Origin of the sequence: Pseudoalteromonas luteoviolacea S2607 (assembly GCF_001625575.1) — a bacterium.
GTDB lineage: Bacteria > Pseudomonadota > Gammaproteobacteria > Enterobacterales > Alteromonadaceae > Pseudoalteromonas > Pseudoalteromonas luteoviolacea_E.
Genome location: NZ_AUXV01000056.1, coordinates 353,368 through 375,841 on the forward strand (window position 1 = coordinate 353,368; position 22,474 = coordinate 375,841).

Here is a 22,474-nt window from a genome sequence, read left to right on the forward strand (position 1 = left end):
ATCCGTTTTTACCGTCTGCAATCACTTCGCTTGTTAATTACCCTCGGCGGTCTATTGTTAATATTAGTAAAGTTTTGGAAAGTAAGTTATGTCAACAAAAACAATGTTTCATTCGTTTTTTGTAATACTCTCAATCTTGCTAAGCGCAGGGATTATCTCGCTATTAATATGGCATGAAGATATGTCTAAATATATGCAGCGCTTTAATTCAATTAACAATCAACATGAAGCTTTTGTTAACCTACAATCTATGCGCGCTGAACTTTTCTTTAGCCTCAGTAATTATAACAATAAAAAAGATAGTGCAAGCCGCAGTCTCGCAAGTGCTCAGCTGATTAGTCTAAGAATACAACTCGAGTCTTTACAACCCCACCTTCAACCTAGCATTAGCACCAAATCGACCGTTGATGCTGTAAATAACTACCTCCTACTTTACAACATCGCAGAAGAAGTGCTGGTCAAAGATCTTGACCAAGCGAGATACGACGTAGATACAGAGGCTTTTGAAAACGCTAATCGCGCTAGCATCGACGCTATTTCTAGGGCTTTAGATCAAACCGACCAGCAAATAATCATTACACAAAATCAAATAGACACGATACAAGGTAAGCTATTAGCGTCCCTATCTTCCATCCTAGTTTCTCTGCTTTTTATGGGGCTCGCTGCTTATTTTTATTTAGCTCGGCGCCTAGTAACCCCCTTCAACGTGCTACACCAAGCTTTTTGTATCAATAATCCAACTCAAGGTGGCGTGTCTTTGCCAAAAGGGCTGCAAGGAGAAGTCGCAGATGTTGTTGAAGCCGTTTCTTTAACATACCAAAGCTTGGATGAACGAGCAGACATAGCAAAAATTAGACATGCTTTTGGCCGTGAAGTACGACACTGTGTTGACCCCGAAGATATGAGAGTTACGACCGCCAATTTTTTAGCTCACAATTTTAACGCACCAAGCGTTGCGATATACAGTTATGACAACAACGAATTTACAGAGCAAGTCTGTGTCGGGTTTCCCGCTTTTTTTGATGACTCTTCGTCACAAATTCAACGGCTCATCTCAAACAAGACAACCCAGACTTTTTTGAGCCAAAAAGCACAAGCCGTCCTAACAAAAAACGAGCTTTCATTAGCTCTGCACTCCGTGCTTTATTTGCCCTTAGTTATAAATGAGGAGTTAGCCGGTGTCACTGTTGTTGCTCTGACAAGCCCGATAAGTGAAGCACAGCTACACTGTCTAAACCTACTTTCTGAAGATTTAAGTATACAGCTGAGGCTGAGTGAGAATACGCAAAAGCAAATAGAAGCTGAAAATGCACTGGCTGCGCATCTGGAACTTACGTTACATATAATAAATGCGATACCAAACCCGACCTACTATAGAGATAAACAAGGCATTTTCATGGGGGTCAATCGGGCTTTCTTGGCCTTTATCGATAAATTTGAAGTTGAGGTTTCTGACTCTCATTTAAATCAAGTTTTTGACATGCAAACTGCCACCTATCTAGAGTCGAAATCAAAACATACTATCGAGAAAAAGGAGGCCCACTCCTTTGCTTTATCAATGGAGAATAGCCTAAAAGAAATGCGTGAACTCGTGGTATATGAAGCGCCATTTTTCGACAGTTTGGGAGAGGTAGGTGGAGTCGTTGGCACATTCTTAGATGTGACCGAACGTAATGAGCTTGAGCGCCAAATGTTAAATGCCAAAGACGAAGCCGATAAAAACGCTCAGGTAAAAGGTGAGTTTTTAGCAAACATGAGCCATGAGATACGCTCGCCAATGAATGCCATCATAGGTATGTCTCACCTTGCTCTCAATACTGACTTGTCAGCTCAGCAAGAAGGATACATCACCAAAATTGACTACGCAGCAAAGCAACTACTGAAATTAATTAATGATATTTTAGACTTTTCTAAGATCGAGGCTGGTAAGATTGATATCGAGTACATTCCTTTTCAACTAGACAAAGTGCTCGACAACGTCGCAACCATTGTTGGGATCAAAGCTCAGGAAAAACAATTAGAGTTTATTTTTAACGTACCTACAGATTTACCCATTAACTACCTAGGCGACCCCTTAAGAATATCGCAAGTCCTTATCAATTTGGCTGGAAATGCTGTGAAATTCACTGAACAAGGCTGCGTATCTGTTTCCATATCCATGCTGGGTTTGGAGGGCGAACTGGCGAAACTCACCTTCTCTGTCAAAGACACGGGCATTGGTATGAACCAAGAGCAGCAGAAAAAGCTCTTTCAATCATTCTCACAAGCAGATACCTCAACAACACGAAAATACGGCGGTACGGGACTGGGGCTAACAATATCTCAGCAACTAGTTAAGTTGCTTGGGGGAGAGATTTTTGTAGAAAGTGAACCAGATAAAGGTTCAGAGTTCTACTTCACTTTACCATTGACCATCAATAATCAAGCTTCCTCGTTATTACAAGACTCAAATAAATTCGCGGGCAAGCGCGCATGCATTGTTGATGATAGTGAGGATGCAAGAGATATTCTTATAGAGATGCTAGAAGGTCTGGGTTTGAAAACCACCGCTTTTCCAAGCGGCAGCGCGTGTATAAAAGGTTTTCAACAGCAAGGTCAGTCATTTGACATCATGTTTATTGATTGGTTTATGCCAGATATAGATGGCCTAGAAACCGCTCAACAATTGAAATCACTTGGAATACAAAGCCATTTTGTCCTAGTGACTGCTCATGGCCATGATATCGCGTTAAATGATGCTCAAAAAACGCTGTTTGACAGCATGTTGCTAAAACCGCTAAACCCTTCTAATTTGGTGGATTGTTTACAAGCATCATTCATATCTGCCCCGAGCTCAAAAGCACATCACCCAGCACAGGAGCCAGACAAACGTCTAAACGGCATTCATGTGCTGGTTGCCGAAGATCAACCCGTCAATCAAGAAATCGCTGTTGAAATACTCTCCTTCCACGGCGCACAGGTGAGCGTGGCCAACAACGGTGAAATTGCAATTCAACAGGTCACGAATACCCAATTTGATGTTGTGCTCATGGATATGCAGATGCCAGTTATGGACGGGATACAAGCAACTAAGTTGATACGAGAGTCCATTTCGCCTGACTCACTGCCTATATTGGCTATGACAGCAAATGCCATGGGGCCTGATATTCAGCTTTGTCTGGACGCTGGTATGAATGGCCATGTCGCAAAGCCAATTGATGTCGAGGGGCTAATTCAAGCTATTATTGAGGTTACCTGTCACACCCCACTTGAACAACAAGTCAACCAAAGCCACTCTCCTCCTCCTGAAATACCAAAAACGAAAGAGGATATCGAATTAGTGGGTATTGACGTTGTCGAGGGGATCAGGCGTGCAGCCAGTAACGAAGAGATATACTACAAACTACTAGAAAAGTTTGTTTTTGAGCAAATTGAAGAGATTATTAATCTAAAACAAGCCATTGAAATAGGCAATTATGAACTGGCTCTGCATATTCTACATGCTGTCAAAGGTGCTGGTGCGAATCTTTCAATGACATACCTGGCTGATTTAGCGCAAGAGCTTGAGCAACAGATCAAAGAAGACAATGTTAACGTCGATTTACTTGACACACTTTTAACTCACCTTCAGACAACCAAACAAAAAGTATCCATTATTAAAAGCAATCTAGTTGCACCAAACATGGCCACTCAACATTGTTCTTTAAGTGATTTTGCAACAGCTTTAAAGGAATATGATTCGAAAGCAACGGAACTTGTAGAGCAGTTAGAGGTAAACGAGCCGCTAGATCTTAAAACCATCAACGAATTAAAAGTTATGGTCTCTCGCTTTCAATTCTCAGAGGCCTACGAACTACTTGAGGCGGCAACAGATAATAGCTTAAACGAATAAGTTAATAGCCATGCTGTGTAAGTGCATGGCTATTACTAGATTTAACTACAGGCCCAACTCGGCCATAAAGTCATCATCAGCCGCATCTTCTTGCGTGTCAGCTGGTTTTTGTGCTTTTGTTTTTGTCGATGTCGTATTTTGTTTCGCGATAATGTCATCTGGGTCAACAGCCTCAGAAATATCAAAGTCATGTAACTTGATAAACTCTGTTTTATCCATCGCAAGCTCTAGATAGAAAATGTTTTGACCTTGCGTTGTGAAAGTAACACGCCTTGCTTGAGGTCGGTCCATCGTCGTATCAACAGAAATTTGTACTTGCTTGTTGATTGCCATCATCTTCGGTTGGTTTTGTGTAATAGACGTATGTAACTGCTCTCTCACTTTGCTTGTGAAATCACCTACAATTTGGTTCATCAACTCACCAAGTACATTTGATACATCATCCGACAAATGACTTTGCGCTATTTCACTTTCCGGCATGCCCATATTACGCATGTAATCCTGATAAACTTCCATCGCTGCTTGCGCTGTAAAGTTGGTTACAACCAACCCAGTAAAACCACCATCAAACAATACAAAGCAACCGATATCAGGTCTCATACAGGTACGTGTGATTTTTTGTACCATCGCTGAATAAGCGATTTGATTGCCACTTGCAGAAGACAGGACTTCTGTTACCGAGTGACAAAGTGTTGATAGGATATCTTCAGTGCTGACCACTTTATTTTTCGCCATTTCTTATCTCATTTTTTACTTCTTATGACTAATAGTAGCCAAGCTACTCAATTTATCACTGACTATCCAGTATAAAATGCTAAAATAGCGAGATTATTTTTGTATGAGAGTAGTAAAGTGACTGGCAAAGACAGTATTTATGCCACAGAGCAAAAAGTTAAGGACTTCACCTTCGACGAAAATGTGGTCGAAGTGTTTCCAGATATGATACAGCGTTCCGTTCCAGGTTACGCCACAATGGTCAATAACATGGGAAAGTTGGCTGGCCAATTTGCACAAAGTAATTCCAACCTCTACGACCTTGGATGCTCTTTAGGTGCAGTAACGCTGAGTATGAGACGAAATATCGACAAAGAAAACTGCCAAATCATCGCTATAGATAACTCAGCACCGATGGTTGAACGTTGCCAACTGCATTTAAAAGGCTTTAGGTCAGATGTGCCAGTAGATGTGCAACTAGGTGACATCAATGATGTAAACATTGAAAATGCCAGCGTCGTTGCCATGAACTTTACCTTGCAGTTTATTCCACCAGAACAAAGACAGACTGTGCTAGAAAAAATATATGCGGGCCTTAAGCCTGGTGGTGCCCTGTTGCTCTCAGAGAAGATTAAAGGTGAAAATGACATAAGAGACAATTTATTGATTGATTTGCATCATGACTTTAAGCGTCAAAATGGCTATTCAGAGCTTGAAATCAGTCAAAAGCGAACAGCCATTGAAAACATTATGCGCACAGATGCACTGAGCACACACTTAGGCCGATTAAGCGCTGTTGGTTTTTCGAACACACAAGTGTGGTACCAATGCTTTAACTTTTGCTCAATGATTGCAATTAAATAACGAGGACACTATGAACGCTTGGTTTACTGACTTTTATGCCGCTATCGCCAAAACGCAATTAAGTCACTGGCTCGACACGCTACCTGCTCAATTGACTCATTGGCAAAATGAAGCGCAGCATGGTGATTGGCCTAAATGGGAAAAGGTGTTGAAGAACCTACCAGAGATCAATACCGACCAGATTAACATCGAAGACCGCGTAGAGTTCAGCTCTAGCGATGATTTGTCTGAAGGCCATAAAAAACAATTAAATCATTTATTAAGGCGGATGATGCCTTGGCGCAAAGGTCCATTCCATATTCATGGTATTCATATCGACACTGAGTGGCGCAGTGATTGGAAATGGGACAGATTGCTCCCTCACATCAGCGATCTACACGGCCGCACAGTACTAGATATTGGCTGTGGTTCTGGTTATCACCTATGGCGAATGAAAGGTGCAGGTGCAGAGTTTGTAGTAGGAATTGACCCTTCAGATTTGTTTTTAAGCCAATTTCAGGCGATAAAACACTTTAATCCTGATCCTAATGTGCACTTGTTGCCCTTAGGTGTGGAGCAATTACCTGAATTAAAAGCTTTTGACACCGTTTTCTCAATGGGTGTACTTTACCACCGTCGCTCTCCTATCGACTTTTTAAGTCAATTGCGTGCACAACTTCGCAAAGGCGGTGAGCTCGTGCTTGAGACATTGGTGATTGAGGGTGATGTAAACACCGTTTTAGTGCCCACAGACCGCTATGCGAAAATGCGCAATGTTTGGTATATACCAAGCTGCGACGCTCTAAAACTATGGTTAGAACGCGTAGGGTTTAAGAATGTACGCGTGGTCAATAAAGATGTGACCTCGCTTGATGAGCAGCGTAAAACTGAGTGGATGGAAACAGAGTCATTAGCAGATTTCTTAGACCCGCAAGATCCATCAAAAACAATTGAAGGGTACCCTGCGCCATTACGGGCAATTTTTGTCGCTGAAGCTTAGGATTTTTTTGCCTATGCCGCCAGTTGCTTGTGGCATAGGATTTCCTCTTGATTAACACGCTTCTGAACAAATGCCCAAAAAATGCAAAATGCGCTTTTGCTAATTAAGTGAATACGTATCCTCGATGTCTAAGATAGCTTAACTATTGACTGCATGACACTCTACAAAATAAATTTGAACAGTGCCAACGCTATTTAAGACGGGACACTGATAAAGAAAAAGCCGCTAAACTAGCGGCTTTTTTTGACCTTACCCAGCTGGGTAGATGTAACTTGATTGCAGGCCTAATGGAACACCTAGTCCCCAATAAGCTAACAAAAAGATACTCCAACCAACTAAGAAAGCGATAGAGTACGGGATCATAAGAGCAATTAACGTACCAATTCCCGTATTCTTAACATACTTTTGACAATATACGACCACTAACGGGAAGTAAGGCATCAAAGGTGTAATAATGTTTGAACTGGAATCACCGACACGGTAAGCCGCCTGAGTTAAATCTGGTGACAAGCCCAGTTGCATTAGCATCGGTACAAAGATCGGACCTAATAGAGCCCACTTAGCAGAACTAGAACCTACAAATAGATTAACAAATGCGGTCAAGAAAATAATACCAATGACAGTTACTGAGCTAGGAAGTGCAAGTGCTTTTAACACTTCGGCACCCTCAATTGCTAGTAACGCCCCTAAGTTAGACTGGCTAAATGCAGCAATAAATAACGCACAGAAGAACGCCATAACAATATAGTAAGCCATGCTTCCCATCGACTTACTCATCGCGTCAATCATATCTTTTGAAGACTTGAATGTGCCAACAATGAAACCGTATACAGCACCCGGTATCCAGAATAGTAAGAAAATCAATGGCACGATTGATTGCATCAATGGCGCGCTAAACTCTGTTAATGCGCCACTTGGGCTACGCAGGGCTGAATCTTCGCCACTTGCTGCATATATTAAAAGCGCAATACCAGCTAACATCACGCCAGATGCCGCTAAGAAAGCTTTTTTCTCTTTTGCATTTACTTCATCAAAAGACGGTAAACTGTTTGTGTCGCCATCAACTTCAGTGTTTTTAAGTCTGGGTTCAATAATTTTATCAGTAATGTACCAACCCAATAGAATGATAAATAGGCTTGATGCAGATGTGAAGAACCAGTTATTAAGCGGGTTTACAGCAATCTCTGGATCAATAATTTGCGCAGCGCTTTGTGTAAAGCTTTGCAATAATGGGTCGATACCAGAGGGGATAAAGTTAGCACTGAAGCCACCGCTTACACCAGCGAACGCTGCCGCGATGCCAGCTAGAGGGTGACGGCCCATTGCATAAAAAATAACGCCTGCTAAAGGAATAACCAATACATAGCCCGCGTCAGTTGCGGTATGACTCACAATGGCAATTAGGATTATTGATGGCGTTAACAATGCTTGAGGCGTTCTTTTAAGCATTAGTTTTAGACCCGTATTAATGTAGCCTGAGTGCTCAGCAACACCTACACCTAACATTGCGACTAAAACAACACCGAGTGGCGCAAAACCAGTAAAAGTTTTTACCATGGAGGCTAGGAAATTGGCGAGGGCGTCGCCACTTAGTAAGTTGTGAACAACAATCGCTTCCCCTGTACGCGGGTCAATTGCGTCAAAATTAGTGCCAGACAGCATCCAAGATAGTAGCCATATCAGCAACATAGCTGATAGGAAAATGATGGCAGGATCGGGTAGTTTATTCCCTACGCGCTCGATCCCATTAAGAAAACGCGCAACTGCCCCACTCGGTGCTGCCGTTTCTGTTGATTGACTCATAATGGTTCCCAAACAATAAAATTGTCTAACCTTAACTTAACAAAGCTAGCGAAAGCAATATTCCGTTCCTGAATTACCAACTACTTGGCTAAATTGCACGCAAAATTGCATAATTCCTTACGCTAAATCACAAAAATAAGAAACAGACGGGCTATACTAACCTTACTTCAGTGCCAAAAAACCGCGTCGTATAGTAACGCATCATAAGTGGATTAGTTATGATAGAAATCGATAATATTGTTCTCAATGACGTAGAGAAAGGCTTTTCGCTACCTCCAAAACCTGAATTACTCACGCATTTACATGAGCTCCTACAATCAGAAGAGCCAGAATTAGGACAAATCGCTGACCTAATTGCAACCGACGTTGCGACATCGGCAGCAGTACTTAAAGTAATTAACTCGTCTTCCTATGGATTTTCGCGGACCATAACAGATATCAAACAGGCAGTTATGTTTCTGGGCTTAAATAGTGTCGCCAACCTTGTTACCGGCTTTTTACTTAAGCAAGCTTTCGATCAGTCTCAATGCTGTATCAGCTTGGAGCGGTTTTGGGATACGGCCAACGAAATTTCAGAAGTAGCAATGCTCATTGGTAGAAAAATGCCAGTTCAAGTACCATTAGAAAGCTTGCACATGTTAGGGTTATTTCATGATGCTGGCATTCCCGCTATGGCCCTAAAATTTGATGACTATATCAATGTCCTTTCTAGCGCCAATAGCAACCACGATATGCTGTTAGTTGATCAAGAAAGTGCCATCTACAATACCAACCATGCCACAATAGGTTATTTTCTCGCCACGAGCTGGAATTTACCCAAGTCTATTTGCAAACTTATATTACGACACCACGATTTAGAGTTTTTTAAAGAGCCGCATGAACAAGACTTTGCATGCACTATGGCAGCACTAAAAATGGCTGAGCATTTAGTACAAATAAACAAACGCTTTGTCTCTGTTCCCGATTGGGAATATTTAAAAACGGACATACTTCACGTACTGGAACTAGATGAAGATGCTTATCAAGATATTAAAGACGATGTCGAAGAGTTGTTTTCTTAGTTAGATGCCTCGCATAAATTAATTCATCCCCTTTTACTTAACACCGCTGAGCGATAATTTCCGCGGTGTTAAGTTCTCTAATGAAAAATAAATATTCATTTCAATCGTCTAGTTTTTATTGGAACGATTGCACTTTTTAAATAAATGTAAATGAAAGTGAATTTAGCTCTATGATTGCGAACAGAAAGCGATTAGACTATACGTTCCAAATTTAAATACAGCGTTATTTTACTCGTAGCTTTCTAGAAAACTCTCAGGTCTTAAAAGGGAAAATTGTGCAATATAAAGATCTAAAAATTGCAATAGTCGATCACAATAGTGACAACATAAGGTTTTTAGAAGCTTTGCTAAATAAGCAAGGAATATCTCACGTTCGCTCATACCGCTCAGGGAATGCGTTTGAACGCTCTGCACGACAAAATACGTACGATATTGTTTTCTTGGATAACCGTATAGATACGACTAAAAACCTCTATGACCTTGTTAGTGAACTTGTATCAGACGGCACTTTACCCGCAACAACACGTTTCGTATATATGGCACAAAGGCAAAGCGCATTTGATTATGCATGCGAATACCCTTTTCACAGCAATCAACTGCTAGAGGTGCCTTATACGCTTCAGGATCTCGTCACTATTCTTGAAGAACACACTTTGCAAGTGAAAGAGTTTAAACAAGCATATACGTGTATTGAAAATAAAAAGTACAAAAGCGCGCTGCTTAAACTCAAAGAGCTGCGCAAGCAAGAATATCCAAACTATTTAAAAAAAGCACGAAACCAACTGTTAGTTAACTTACTTCTGAAGCTAGGTCACTATTCTTTAGCAAAAAAACTATTATTACCCTTAGCTGAAAGAAACATTCAATGGGCTAAATGGTCGTTGTTTCATGTAAACTACGAATTAAGAGACTTTGAAGCTTGCAAACAGTTCCTTAGCGAACCGCAAACTCGACAAGATTACCCTGTACGGGTGTTTTACTGGCAAATATATATCGCTTTTCAAGCCAATAATAGAGAGCTGGCTACCGCACAAGTATTAGCATTTCCTGTCGAGGATATGTCTCCGAGTATGTTTAGACTCAGCTTAATGGTACTTCATGTGTCTAACGAGCTAGATGCAGTCGACAACTTAATAAAACGCAAAGAAAGGGTATACCAAGAAGACCCAGCTCTTGCCACATTACTTACGGCACTCTCCATTAAACTTAAACTGCTCGAAACGCTCAATACGCAAAGTGATTTTAAGCCCAAAGATTTAAAGATTAGGCAATTAGAGCTAAAGGCCTTACTGACACACTCCGCCGGCAATATTCAAAAATACTGCCCTGAAGAGTTCAATTTAATGTTTGTAATGATGATGTTGTTGGAGGGAAAATCAACTGAAGCGAGCAGTAAGCTGTTGCAGCTTAGTCAAACTCTGCATGATCCAAGTGCCATCATCATGATTGCTTATCTCTTCCATCTTGCAGGCGAAATGGAGCAAGCGAAAGAAATGCTGTTTAACGCCCATAAAGCACTTGGCAAACAACATAGAAACAGTCATTACGTTTTGGCTGGTTTAATGCACCGCGAGATATTTGCAAAAATATATCGAGAAGAAGAAACGCAGCAACAAGCTTATATACACTTTGCGTCTAAGTTATTTAATTCGGGAGAATTTAAAGACACAATAAAAATGTGTAGTAAAGCACTTCGTAGCGGCATCAATGATAAAGAGCTCAATGAATTATTGCTTCGCTCTACCAAAGAGGCTGGATTAAAAGAGCAAGATTACCTCCACTACCTCGCCCCCAAAATGCCTGAACAAACAGTGGTAAGCTAAATTAAGCACTTGAATTTAATGTTTATATTAATTTCACTTAGAAATCAGTAAGACATCAAATCAACATCATGTAGATGCGCCTACTTTTGCATAAATTAACGTCCTCAGGCCGTTAAAATTATAAAGATAGGAACACTCTATGAAAACAAGTCTGCACACCTTCTTATTCTCAATATCCGCCGCAATCCTCACTAACCAAGCGACTGCCAATGAGCAAATTAAGCCGCTTGTTGGTGAATATTTAGGTCAAAAAAAGCCGGGAAACACGCCAAGTGTTTTTGCGCCGAGCCATGTATCTGGTAAACATCGGGATGTTAACGCTTTTTTCTCCCCTAACATGACTGAGTTTTATTTTACTAGGATGGATCTTAAGCTAGAAACATGGGACTTAATTTCTTACACCTTAGAAGACGGTCAGTGGCGCGAATCTATTGTGGGTCCTCGGGTTGGTAGGCCTCTTATCTCGCCAGATGGGAAGACCATGCATCTAGGCCAATATTATATGACCCGAAACTCCTGTGGGTGGTCACATTTAAAACGCCTAGATCCACCGTTTTCTAGAAAGGACTGGGGAATTATGCGATTAAGCGCTTCAAGGTCAGGTACATACATTCTCGATGACTACAAAAATGGCGACATAATCAGAATTTCCGAAGTAATAAATGGCGAACGCCAAGCGCCCAAGGCGATGGGACCGGAAATCAATACCGGTAAGTACAATGCCCATCCTTTTATTGCCCCCGATGACTCTTACATTATATGGGATGGTGTCAGAGAGTCTGGTTTTGGCGATTCAGATTTATATATTAGCTTCAGAAAGCCAGATGGGACTTGGAGTGATGCGTTAAACATGGGAGAAACGATAAACACCCCAGTGAGAGAAGCATCAGCCAGCGTTACACCGGATGGCAAATACTTATTTTTTAATCGTGCAACGCAGAATAACGATAGCGATATTTACTGGGTTGATGCACAGATCATTAAAACGCTCAAACAACGCGTGAAAATGTAATCACTACTGCTTGTAGCGTTGCAGCGACATTATGCTTGTTACAAGCCCTTCACTTGAGAATAAGGGTTACCATAAATTAGCGAATACCCAGTACATGATTATAATAAAAGACCACAAGAAAAAATAAAAAACAGACGTGTAAAGAGCTTTAATTTTGCTTTTTACTCTAAATAAATTTCTCTTAAATTCGCTTAGGTATATGCTTGTAGATAGTATCACTATCAAATGATTGAACCTGATTAGGAAGTTATAGATAGTATTTTCGATAACTCGGATGCAATGCTTCAGGCTAGGTCGTGTACTAAATGTCATTTAGAAAAGGATTACTTAGGTCCCACATATGAAGCAACAATCATTTCTTAAGGTATTCGCTACTCTCTTCGTCATAACCACCGTTGTTTTGGTGATCGTGACCCCCTTGCTGGAACATCAGCTACACAATGCCATGTTTCAACTAAACCTTGATAAAAACCGAGAACAAGCAGAAAGATTGGCAACTTTAGTATCCATTGAATTAGAAAGAGGCGAAGATTCCGCTAAGGTGCTGGCTGATGTCCAGAACATGTTAGAAAATACTTTGCAAACTAGTGAACATTTTGCCTGCATTATTGAGCACGAGAATAAAGTCATTGCACACCCTAAACCCTCTAACATCAACAAGGACACCACTGGGTGGACAATGGACAACGGTGTTGAAATCAAAACGTTTACTCAGTCAGCAGGAGAAGGCATTCCTTTTGGTGGCGTTCAAACTAGAACGGACGGTTCCCAAGATATTAACTATCAAATTCCTATAAGCACCAAACCTTGGGCTGTGTCGGTACATACCAAGCTTGATATCGTAGACCAACAAGCAAGAAAAGTTTTATTGCAGATAGGTTTTATTGTGCTCCCAGGGCTGCTACTCATTATCGTGATTAGCGCCCTATTAATTACACGGCAAAAACACCAAACAATAGAGCATAACTAAATGAACGCGTTAGAGAAAAAAATCGCTTTTAGCTTTGGTTTTGTCACGCTTGCCTTTTTGTTAATGACACTACTCACACTGTTCAAAACAGACCAATTGACTGAGTCTTCAAGGCGCATCCAGTATGTTTTAGAGCCATCTATCAAAGCTAACCGAACAGTCGCTCAAGCAATTAATATGTCTATTATTAGTCTTCAATACTGGGTACTAACCAATGACAAGAAGTACATCCAGCAAAGAGAAGCAACTTGGTCTGTTATTGATAAAAGCTACCTGCAACTTAAGAATCAATCTCAACATTGGAATCGCGAAGAGTATATTGAGCTACTACAAGAGGTTGCTACAAGCTTATCAATATTAAAACAACATCAGCAAGAAATTCAGGATGCTGTACATTCTCAAGCTCACCCACAAGCGATTAAACAACTTAAAGAAAAACTCGCTCCACTTGGGCAAAAATCGGTAGAAACGCTCAGGAAAATTGCAGAGCCACAATATTGGGAAATGCAGCGCACATTTATGAAAGAGGAAGAACAAGAACGCTCATTAAAAGATACAACCTTAATGTTTTTACTGTTAAGTATATTGGGAGGGGTGTCTTTGGCTACTTTATTAGCAAGGGCTGTTTTTAAGCCTCTTAGCCATACCATCCATTTAGCTGATGCCATTGCACATGGAAACTATGCATTAGGCAAAGAGTTTTCGAGTGGGGATGATAAACTTGATTCGGCATTGCGCTCAATGACTCTCCAGCTGTATGAGAAAGAACAAAAAAACCACAGCTATCAGGCGAATTTAGAGCACATTAACGAAAGGTTAGTTTCCTCAAACGATGAGCTTTCACAATTTTCATATAGAACCTCTCATGATTTAAAAGCACCATTAATTACTGTAAGAGGGCTAGCGAACGCAATTTGCGAGGATATAAAAGATGGCGAATTTCATGAAGTACAAAGAAATGCTACTAAAATAGCAAGACATGTAAAAACCCTTGAGGACCTCGTAAACGATATTTTAAGTTTAACCAAAGCAGAACTCGAAATAACTGAAATCGAACAGGTTGATATTAATGAGATATTAGATGAAATCCAGCAACGCTTGAAGGCTGTCTATATCGACAACGATGTTGAAATTCAACATCACGTTAGCAGCTCTACAATAGTGACGGCATCAAAGGCGCGAGTAACACAAATTTTAGAAAATTTAATGTCCAATGCAATAAAGTACTCGGATAAAGACAAGCCTTCGCGCTATGTCAGGGTAACGGCTACCCACAACGCTCAAAGTACGGTGCTGACTGTGGAAGACAATGGTATTGGTATTCCTAAAAAATTTACGGAGCGTGTTTTTGGCATGTTTCAGCGCTTTCACCCAAATGTCGCTTACGGCAGCGGATTAGGTATGTACATTATCAAAAAGCACGTTGAAAAAATGAACGGTTCAATTCAGTTCAGTAGTTCACCCAGCGGCACCACATTTATCGTAACATTACCAAAATAAAAATGAGACCCTATGAGCAAATTTTCAATGATGATTATCGATGATTGTGAAGATGATCGATATTTACTAAAAAGAGTAATTAATAAACTAGGCATTGCTACAGAGATATTTGAGGCCGATAATGGCGAAACTGCGCTTAATTTCCTAGTAGACTATGACGAAAATGCTAAAAAGTTTAAAGGGGACTTTCCACCTCTACTCATCTTTTTAGATATTAATATGCCTCGAATGAATGGGTTTGAATTTCTAGCGTCTTTCGCCAAGCTTAGAAACGGTAATCCAAACTACTCTTCATTAGTCTTTACCATGTTTACTTCTTCAGCAATTGAGGAGGACAAGCAAAAAGCGCGCTCTTATAGCTTTGTTAAAGGGTTTCTCAATAAAGGAGACTTAACACCTCATAGCCTAGAAAGTTTGCTTGAGTCATGCTTGAAATAAAAAAGGCGCTCTATCGGCGCCCTTTTGTTATCCAAGAAATTCAAATGGGTTATTTAAAATATTCATCTAGCGCGCTCTTTAAATGTCTTTGCATTGCTTTGCGGTGATACTTTCTTACACCATAACTTTGCTCAAGGTGAATAAAACGTTTAGAAGAAGCGTCTGCACTTTTGTGACAGCTGTCAACAGAATCGTTTGTATGACGCCCCTGAACATTCCAAGTACCACCTAGGCTTCTAGTATCATTGCCGTAAACGCATGCTTTAATAACGCCTTCGCTCTCAACACTGCGGCGAATAGAGTGCAAAATACTATGCTCGTGGTCATTCGTGGCGTATCTTACAGATTCGCTTAAATTGAGCATTAAATCGTTATCCGTATTACATTGTGCTTGCAGTTTTGCACGCGTTGTTTTGCCAAAGCCATGATATTGGATAAATACGGTTTCTAAATCATAGTCACTCATATATTCGTGAACTACTTGGAACAAAGATTCAGTCTGGTGTGCGACATCACTTGCCGAGTAGTTAGTGCCTGTACACACACTCACATCATGACTGCTATCGCGACGAGTACCGGCTAACATCAGTAGTTTTGTTTGCGTATATAAAAATGCATCAATCGCTTGAGTACCAGTGAAAGAGTCTCTTTTGGGGTGTGGTGCTTGCAACACAGCATTTGAGCCAGCTAAGTTTAATACATAAGTTCCACCACCTATAAACTTGTCGCTTGGTAATTGATATTGTTCTTGAAGTAAATAATACACTTTGCCCGTATCGACATCATTAAACTGAATAACCTGATAGTTTACCGCTTTAGCCAGTTCATCAGCGAGTGGCCAATTTTGCTGGTGAAACGCTTCAAACAAAGCCTTGAAGTCAGCTTGAAAATTATCACTAGGCTGCACCCATTTATTATCTGCTTTAGTACCATAATTGTATGACTTAAGGTGTCTATCCAACTCTCCTGACATGAACACAAGCGCTTTTGTTGGAAAACTAACTACCGTTAAAATGAGCAAAGCGATGGTGAAAACTATGTAGGTGGCTAGTGGGCGAGCGCCATTAGTCAATCTTGGTGAGTGCGATTCAAATAGTTGCATATAAATACTCCAGTGGCATTAAGGTTAGCTGTGTTAAGCAAACATCCCTGGAAAAAATCAATACCAAAGTACTGTTTTTCAGCTTTAGACCATGTCAAAAGTTGCAAGTATTATTACCAATAACTAAACAAAAGCTCTAGTAAAACTAGTAAAAATGACCTTTTGGTATTACATCAATATAGGAACAAATTTCAACAAAAACACCTTTAACTAATTTGATATCATAAGGATAGAGCACTGATACGACCTCTTTATAAAACACAGCTTGTTGAGAGGTGTAAACGGACTAGATTGTAAAATATTGCAGTTAAAGGAAAGGTTCAGTGTAAAGAAGGAAGGTTTTTGTAGTTGGGCAATATAAAACCCAACTACGTCTGGACTATCTGTGAAATAAACAGGTCAATAATTAGATTGCTCAGAGTGCCCAACAGATTTAACTAACACACCCACTTCATCTTCACTCATGCCTAACTCTGCAAGCAACAGCCCCACTACAAACCTCGTTCGACCAGAACCTCCTTTGCTATGAATAGCAATTACGTAACCGCTAGAGATTGCAGCCATAACGTTAGGTATTTGATTTTGAATAGAGCATTGAAACTCTTCATCAAGATTACTGCTCGTTGGCACACTCAATTGTAACCATTTTACTTGAGTGCTTTCGCAAACAGCTTCAAGGTCGCATGCCCCACTTTGAATTAACTCTTGGTCATTCATTAGTGTCAAAATTGCATTCACGCCCTGCTCTTTAAGGTGCTTAATAGAAGAGAATAAAGCAACACCTTGAGTGCCTGGGCAAGGGGTAACAAAAATAGTTGCACCTTTGCCTGTCTCAAGTTTGCTAAATGGATGTGTAGTCATAGTAAAGCTCCATAAGATCTATGATTTCATCTTATTTTAAGGTAGTGCAGCCCCCCTAGCGCTCACATAAAGGTTGTACCAATCGTTTCTGTCTAGGTGAATATTGAGGGCGCTTACCGCATTTCTAATTCGATTTTCATTTGTTGTACCAATGACAGGCTGAATCCCAGCTGGATGGCGCATTAAAAATGCCAACACAATGGCCTCACTTTCAACCTGATACTTATTAGATAATTGCTTAACCAGCTCCGATGTATTTCTTACATTTTGGTTACTTGAGTATAGTCCCTGTTCACAAAAAATCCCTTTTGATAAACTTCCCCATGCCTGCAATTGAATACTGTTCAATTGGCAGTACTCTAGCGTACCACTCACAAAGTCAACCATGTGATTTCCCTTAGAACCGACCATAACGCCATCATCAAGCCAATCAAGTTTTGCTAAGCTCATTTCAATTTGATTACTGATAATCGGTATATCTAATGCGGACTGAATTAGGCTAATTTGATGCAGATTCATATTTGAAACCGCAAGGTGATTTATTTTTCCAGACCGCTTAAGGTGCTCAATTGTGTTGGCTAACTCCTCTAGCTCCATAAGCGGATCTGGTCGATGAAGCATGAGTACATCTAGATATTCGATATTCAAGCGCTTCAAAATGCCGTCTACCGAATGTGTTATCCAGTTGCCAGAGAAATCATAACAACCAAAGTTATCGCCTTGTTTAACACGGATCCCACACTTTGATTGTATGATCATCTGCGCCCTTAACTGCGGTGAGTTTTTCAGCACTTTGCCAAACGCCTGTTCAGCACTACCGCGTCGATATATGTCAGCATGATCGAAAAAGTTAATCCCACACTCTATCGCGCATTCCACGATACCCTGCGCCTTTATAATATCTTCATTCGAAAGCAAGTTGCTCTCTTTGTTATCTGCGCCTAGCCCCATACAGCCATATGCGATTTTGCTCGCATTCGGTAAATACTTTTGAATTGAAATACTTTTTTCCATTGATTCCCCCAACGTTCAAGAATATACAGAGGTATGATATTGTTCCCTCACAAAAATAAAACACCCATAATAAAAACACATTGTTCAATATAGTGAACAGCAGTCATTAGGTATAGAGTTTGAAAGAGCATAAACGTATCGAACTAATCATGTTGTTTGTTAAGCTTGCTGAGGAGCTTAGCTATACAAAAGCAGCTTTAGCGCTTGGAGTCTCTAAAGGACACTTATCTGAGCAGATAAAAAAGCTGGAGCAACACCTAAAAACGCCCCTGTTACTGCGTACAACTCGAAGTGTGAAGCTGACCCAATATGGCCATCAGGTCTTTGACCAAGGTAAGCGTCTCAGAGCCGAGCTCTACAATATTGAACGTAGCGTAAGCAGCGAAAACGTTGAGGGCTTACTTCGCCTCACAGCTCCTCGAATGTTTGCACAGACATTTTTACTAGACATATGCGCTCAATTTAAAGCTCAGCACCCAAATATAGAGTTTGAGATAAATGCTAGTTACCAAACACATGATTTAAATGTGCAGGATTATGATTTAGGCTTTAGGGCAACCATAAATCCACCCCAAGACATGGTAGCTGCTAAACTGTTGACTTATCACCATGCTTTAGTTGCGTCCCCCCAGTATTTGTCGAACTGTCCAGTTTTATCCGACCCAGAGGATTTGGCAGAACATCAATGTTTAACAGTAAACTCATACACAACGTGGCACTTTTTTCAGCAGCAAGTGAAGGTAAAAGGGTGGCTTACGACGAATGACAACACCCTGTTAAAAAGCCATGCTTTAAATGGCCATGGGCTCTTCAAAGTTGCGAGTTATTTCGTACAACAAGAACTGCAAGCAGGTGAATTACATGAGGTGCTGTCACAATATACTCAACAGCCCAACAACTGTATTTATTTGTTCTATCCGCAAACTATATATCCAACACATAAACTAAAAACCTTTGTGACATTCGTTAAGCACTACTTTGCAAATCAACAAGGTAGTTAACGTGCAGATTCGACCAGATCAATCACTTTAATAGGTAATAATGTGCTAGCTAATAACGGCTTGTTAATTTTTTACTTGGATAATTTTACATACAAGTTAACATAGCCCAAAAAAAGGAATCGTCGTGTTATCTGGAATACTATCAAAAAGTAAATCTTTAGGGCCGGGAGTACTCATGGCCACCGCAGCTGTAGGTGGCTCTCACCTAGTGGCAGCGACACAAGCTGGCGCGCTATTTGGCTGGCAATTACTGTGGATTATTGTGGCTGTAAACATCTTGAAGTACCCGTTTTTTAGATTTGGGGTAGAATACACATTACATACAAAACAAAGCCTTGTTAAAGGCTACAAGGATAAAAACCCCTCTCTATTTTATCTTTTTGTGGCGATAAACTTGCTCGCTGCGGTCGTTAACTCTGCAGGTGTATTGCTATTAACCGCTGCACTCTTACAGTACATTTTGCCTTGGAGTTTAGCACTCACAACAATATGCTACGGGTTGCTGGCTGTCTGTCTTGCTATTTTAATATTTGGTCATTACAAACTATTAGACAGTGCCAGTAAAGTGATTATGGTGTTCCTATGCTTGGCAACCACAGCGGCGCTCATTGTCGCGGTTTCAAACGGCCCCGCCCACCCAGTACCCGCTGTTGCACCATCACCTTATGAACTAGCCCTGCTTGGCTTTATGGTGGCATTGATGGGGTGGATGCCCGCTCCTATTGAAATATCGGCAATAAATTCTTTGTGGCTCAAAACAAAACTCAAAGCTAATCAATTAACAAGAGAGCAAAGTCTATTCGACTTTAATTTAGGTTATGCGGTCACTCTATTACTGGCTCTGATGTTTTTTATTTTAGGCGTATTATTGCAGTATGGACAGGCACAAGAAATCCAACTAGCTGGTGTGGCATTCTCTAAACAGCTCATCGATATGTATGCGCTCACCATCGGAGAATGGGCAAGGTGGCTGATTGCTGTGGTCGCATTTTTATGTATGTTTGGCACAACTTTAACGGTATTAGATGGTTATGCCAGAACACTGGATGAGTCTTTAAAAATAATCAAACCGCACAATAATAGATATAGCTTATCTGCGATTATCGCTATTCAGTCAGGGCTTGGTATGGTGGTTGTCTTGTTCTTTAAAGGTAATTTAAAAGACATGTTGATGTTCGCAATGACCTTGGCATTTTTAACCACACCGTTTTTTGCATGGCTGAACTTGTCATTAATTCGAGGTGAGATTTTTGATGCCCAGCCCAAATCTGTCAAAGTACTCGCAGTGCTCGGTTTAGTGTACTTAGTCGCTTTTTCACTGCTGTTTATCGTGTGGAAATGGGTTTTGTAGGCTTTGATGGTGTTAAGGGCAATCACCATTGTGTTTGCCCTTACCTAACTTTAGGCTGCAAGTGCTTTTACTTGCTCCCAAATATTAACAACATGCGTTTTATCGTCTTCTGTTAATTCGCCATTTTTATATGCTTTAACTAAACTTTCTTCAATTTTATTGTTTAGTTCTTCAGGTGCTAAATCTAACTCTTCTACCTGTGCGTACCCTACTGCTAGATCAAAGTGGCCTCTTAAATAGCCACCAGCAAACAGCTCATCATCATCTGCACGATCAACTAATTCATCAAAAAACTGCTGTGCAGCCTCTACATAGGTTTCAAATGACATTCTGTCTCCTCAGTTATTCTTGATGCCCTACGGCATACATCACATGGTCATTGTACCCTGTGACGACCTTAATATATCCACTTAACTCATCGTCCAGTGATTGATCGCCCGTATCGGCAATTAATGGGCGACCATTTAAAGCTTGTAGCTTGCGCTTTGTGGCAACCACAATAATATTCTCTTTGCCTATTTTACGAATTAAAGCGGGGCTAAGTTGCTGGTTTCCTCGACCAAAGATATGGCCTTGGCCACCAATCAGTGTAATGACCAGCTTAGTTGGACAACCTTCTGTCATTTCAAGTAACTGCACAGCTGTTAGGTCCTGACCTACTAACTCATGGTCTTGGATCAAATCAACGCCAAGCAGTGTATTTTCAAGGCCTAATTCTTCCATCACCGCTGCTACTGTTGAACCCGATCCCATGATATAACGTTCGTCTTCATCCATTTCTGAAATAACATAGGCCGCGATATCTGCAAGAACAAGCTCATCACTTTCCTTACCGCCATTTTTAACGCTTTGAACGTAACGTACTTCACTGGGTACCTGCATTTCACCGTAACGTTTGGCTTTAACAGTTCCTTGTCTAAATGCGGATTCATCAATGTCCATTACATCTGCATCTGCCAAAGTAACAAGCTCACCATTAATCAGCATTTCGACCACTCGACCAGCAGCTTTTGGCGTAATTGCATAAACACCACTGTGAATTTTACACCCCGCTGGCACACCTAGCACAGGAGCAGTGTCTTCTACAACAGCACAAACATTTCGCGCAGTCCCATCACCACCTGCAAATAGAATGAGGTCTACTTTTTGCTCGACAAGTATTTTCGCAAGTGCTTCTGTGTCTTCAGGCGTTGTCTCAATTTTTGGTTGGTACACAACCTGAGTATCAAAACCCAGTTCTTTCGCTATGCGCTCACCCATTTCGCCGGACGCGGTGAATACTTCAATGCTCTGCTTATAGGGCAACAACTGTTCAATCGCGAGTTTGGTTCGGTTATTTGATTTGGGTTCTGCGCCCAGCTCAAGTGCTTTTTTCGCGGTATCTGCGCCATCGCTACCTTTTAATGCAACTGAACCACCTAACCCAGCGACGGGGTTAACGATCAAACCTAACTTAAACGACATTTTCAAACTCCTGTGGACAATGCCAAGAAAACTGTTCTGCTGTTAACGGCCAAGGTGTTTTATAAAAATCGGCCAACGCTTTTAGAAGTTGTTCTGTACGAGTGTTAAAACCACCCTCGATCAGTTCAATTACTTTTGCATGCACATTTTGTTGAAAACTAAAACGGCAGGTTTGTTCGCCATTTAGGTTATCTACAGACACATTAAAGTTAAATCCAGCAGAAACACTAAGTGCCCACTCTATCGCCTGCGGCTTAACTTCAACCTTTTCGAATTCAGCTTGCTGCACTTTGTCTCTACCATCTGGGCAATACCAGTAACCGTAGTCTTCTTGCAACCTTCTAGCCTCTCCGGCTACGAGCCAATGTGCTATTTCGTGCAATGCGCTTGCGAAAAATCCATGGGCAAATACCACCTGATGATAACCACATGTGTCACTTGCTGGTAAGTAAATAGGCTCATCATCCCCTCGCACCAAACGAGTATTGTGAGACTGGCCAAACTGGGAGTCGAAAATATTTTTAAGGTCAGATATGTCGTGCATAAACGCCAATAAAGCGCGGTAATTCAATGGCCGATGATTGTACGGATTTTTGGTGTGAAAGTAAAAATTTGCAGGCATTAACACAAAAGAAAGTGAACAAAA

19 protein-coding genes are annotated in these 22,474 nt (G+C 40.9%); 11 read left to right on the forward strand and 8 right to left on the reverse strand.

Annotated features, from left to right (window positions below; genetic code table 11):
• Positions 1-88 precede the first annotated feature (88 nt).
• Positions 89-3,871 (forward strand): PAS domain-containing hybrid sensor histidine kinase/response regulator, encoded by a 3,783-nt coding sequence (locus N480_RS18675; RefSeq protein WP_063373944.1) that lies wholly within the window; start codon positions 89-91, stop codon positions 3,869-3,871.
• Between the two features lie 45 nt (positions 3,872-3,916).
• On the opposite strand, the gene N480_RS18680 is transcribed toward N480_RS18675, so the two are convergent.
• On the reverse strand, positions 3,917-4,606 hold the full coding sequence (locus N480_RS18680) for a DUF3334 family protein (protein ID WP_063373945.1): 690 nt from the start codon (positions 4,604-4,606) through the stop codon (positions 3,917-3,919).
• Between the two features lie 117 nt (positions 4,607-4,723).
• On the opposite strand from N480_RS18680, the gene cmoA reads away from it, so the two are divergent.
• Together cmoA and cmoB are read left to right on the forward strand one after the other, a co-directional pair.
• Positions 4,724-5,449 (forward strand): carboxy-S-adenosyl-L-methionine synthase CmoA, encoded by a 726-nt coding sequence (cmoA, locus tag N480_RS18685; protein WP_063373946.1) that lies wholly within the window; start codon positions 4,724-4,726, stop codon positions 5,447-5,449.
• 10 nt (positions 5,450-5,459) lie between these two features.
• Positions 5,460-6,428, forward strand: a complete 969-nt coding sequence (cmoB, locus tag N480_RS18690) for a tRNA 5-methoxyuridine(34)/uridine 5-oxyacetic acid(34) synthase CmoB (RefSeq protein ID WP_063373947.1) — start codon at positions 5,460-5,462, stop codon at positions 6,426-6,428.
• Positions 6,429-6,677: 249 nt separating this feature from the next.
• Here the strand turns inward: cmoB and N480_RS18695 are convergent, their stop codons facing one another.
• Positions 6,678-8,231: an AbgT family transporter gene (locus N480_RS18695; protein WP_063373948.1), complete on the reverse strand. Its 1,554-nt coding sequence runs from the start codon at positions 8,229-8,231 to the stop codon at positions 6,678-6,680.
• A 218-nt stretch (positions 8,232-8,449) separates the two neighbouring features.
• Here N480_RS18695 and N480_RS18700 point away from each other — a divergent pair, with 218 nt between their 5' ends.
• From N480_RS18700 to N480_RS18725, 6 genes are all read left to right on the forward strand, one after another.
• A complete protein-coding gene (locus N480_RS18700; protein ID WP_063373949.1) occupies positions 8,450-9,292 on the forward strand; it encodes an HDOD domain-containing protein in 843 nt (280 codons plus the stop codon).
• 275 nt (positions 9,293-9,567) lie between these two features.
• Positions 9,568-11,115: a response regulator gene (locus N480_RS18705; RefSeq protein ID WP_063373950.1), complete on the forward strand. Its 1,548-nt coding sequence runs from the start codon at positions 9,568-9,570 to the stop codon at positions 11,113-11,115.
• Between the two features lie 139 nt (positions 11,116-11,254).
• Positions 11,255-12,127: a PD40 domain-containing protein gene (locus N480_RS18710; protein ID WP_063373951.1), complete on the forward strand. Its 873-nt coding sequence runs from the start codon at positions 11,255-11,257 to the stop codon at positions 12,125-12,127.
• Between the two features lie 340 nt (positions 12,128-12,467).
• On the forward strand, positions 12,468-13,097 hold the full coding sequence (locus N480_RS18715) for a hypothetical protein (RefSeq protein WP_063373952.1): 630 nt from the start codon (positions 12,468-12,470) through the stop codon (positions 13,095-13,097).
• Complete coding sequence (locus N480_RS18720) at positions 13,098-14,597, forward strand: sensor histidine kinase (RefSeq protein ID WP_063373953.1); 1,500 nt, start codon at positions 13,098-13,100, stop codon at positions 14,595-14,597.
• A 12-nt stretch (positions 14,598-14,609) separates the two neighbouring features.
• On the forward strand, positions 14,610-15,035 hold the full coding sequence (locus N480_RS18725; RefSeq protein WP_063373954.1) for a response regulator: 426 nt from the start codon (positions 14,610-14,612) through the stop codon (positions 15,033-15,035).
• A gap of 49 nt (positions 15,036-15,084) precedes the next feature.
• Here N480_RS18725 and N480_RS18730 read toward each other — a convergent pair whose 3' ends face one another.
• The 3 genes from N480_RS18730 to N480_RS18740 form a co-directional block, all read right to left on the reverse strand.
• Positions 15,085-16,137 carry a hypothetical protein gene (locus tag N480_RS18730; RefSeq protein WP_063373955.1) on the reverse strand — a complete coding sequence of 351 codons (1,053 nt, stop codon included), beginning with the start codon at positions 16,135-16,137 and terminating at the stop codon, positions 15,085-15,087.
• Positions 16,138-16,536: 399 nt separating this feature from the next.
• Positions 16,537-16,998, reverse strand: coding sequence for a hypothetical protein (locus N480_RS18735; protein ID WP_063373956.1), 462 nt, complete (start codon positions 16,996-16,998; stop codon positions 16,537-16,539).
• Positions 16,999-17,034: 36 nt separating this feature from the next.
• Positions 17,035-18,012 carry an aldo/keto reductase gene (locus N480_RS18740; RefSeq protein WP_063373957.1) on the reverse strand — a complete coding sequence of 326 codons (978 nt, stop codon included), beginning with the start codon at positions 18,010-18,012 and terminating at the stop codon, positions 17,035-17,037.
• A gap of 119 nt (positions 18,013-18,131) precedes the next feature.
• Between N480_RS18740 and N480_RS18745 the strand changes: the two genes are divergently transcribed.
• Positions 18,132-19,013, forward strand: coding sequence for a LysR family transcriptional regulator (locus N480_RS18745; RefSeq protein ID WP_063373958.1), 882 nt, complete (start codon positions 18,132-18,134; stop codon positions 19,011-19,013).
• A gap of 175 nt (positions 19,014-19,188) precedes the next feature.
• A complete protein-coding gene (locus tag N480_RS18750; protein WP_063374240.1) occupies positions 19,189-20,364 on the forward strand; it encodes an NRAMP family divalent metal transporter in 1,176 nt (391 codons plus the stop codon).
• 50 nt (positions 20,365-20,414) lie between these two features.
• Here the strand turns inward: N480_RS18750 and N480_RS18755 are convergent, their stop codons facing one another.
• Genes N480_RS18755 through N480_RS18765 form a run of 3 tightly spaced genes read right to left on the reverse strand, consistent with a single transcriptional unit; the run spans position 20,415 to position 22,372 of the window.
• Positions 20,415-20,693, reverse strand: coding sequence for a YfcL family protein (locus N480_RS18755; protein ID WP_063373959.1), 279 nt, complete (start codon positions 20,691-20,693; stop codon positions 20,415-20,417).
• Between the two features lie 13 nt (positions 20,694-20,706).
• The gene (locus tag N480_RS18760; protein ID WP_063373960.1) at positions 20,707-21,828 is read right to left on the reverse strand and encodes an ATP-NAD kinase family protein; all 1,122 of its coding nucleotides are present in this window, start codon (positions 21,826-21,828) and stop codon (positions 20,707-20,709) included.
• Positions 21,818-22,372, reverse strand: a complete 555-nt coding sequence (locus tag N480_RS18765) for an elongation factor P hydroxylase (RefSeq protein WP_063374241.1) — start codon at positions 22,370-22,372, stop codon at positions 21,818-21,820. Before N480_RS18765 ends, N480_RS18760 begins: the two co-directional genes overlap by 11 nt.
• Positions 22,373-22,474 lie beyond the last annotated feature (102 nt).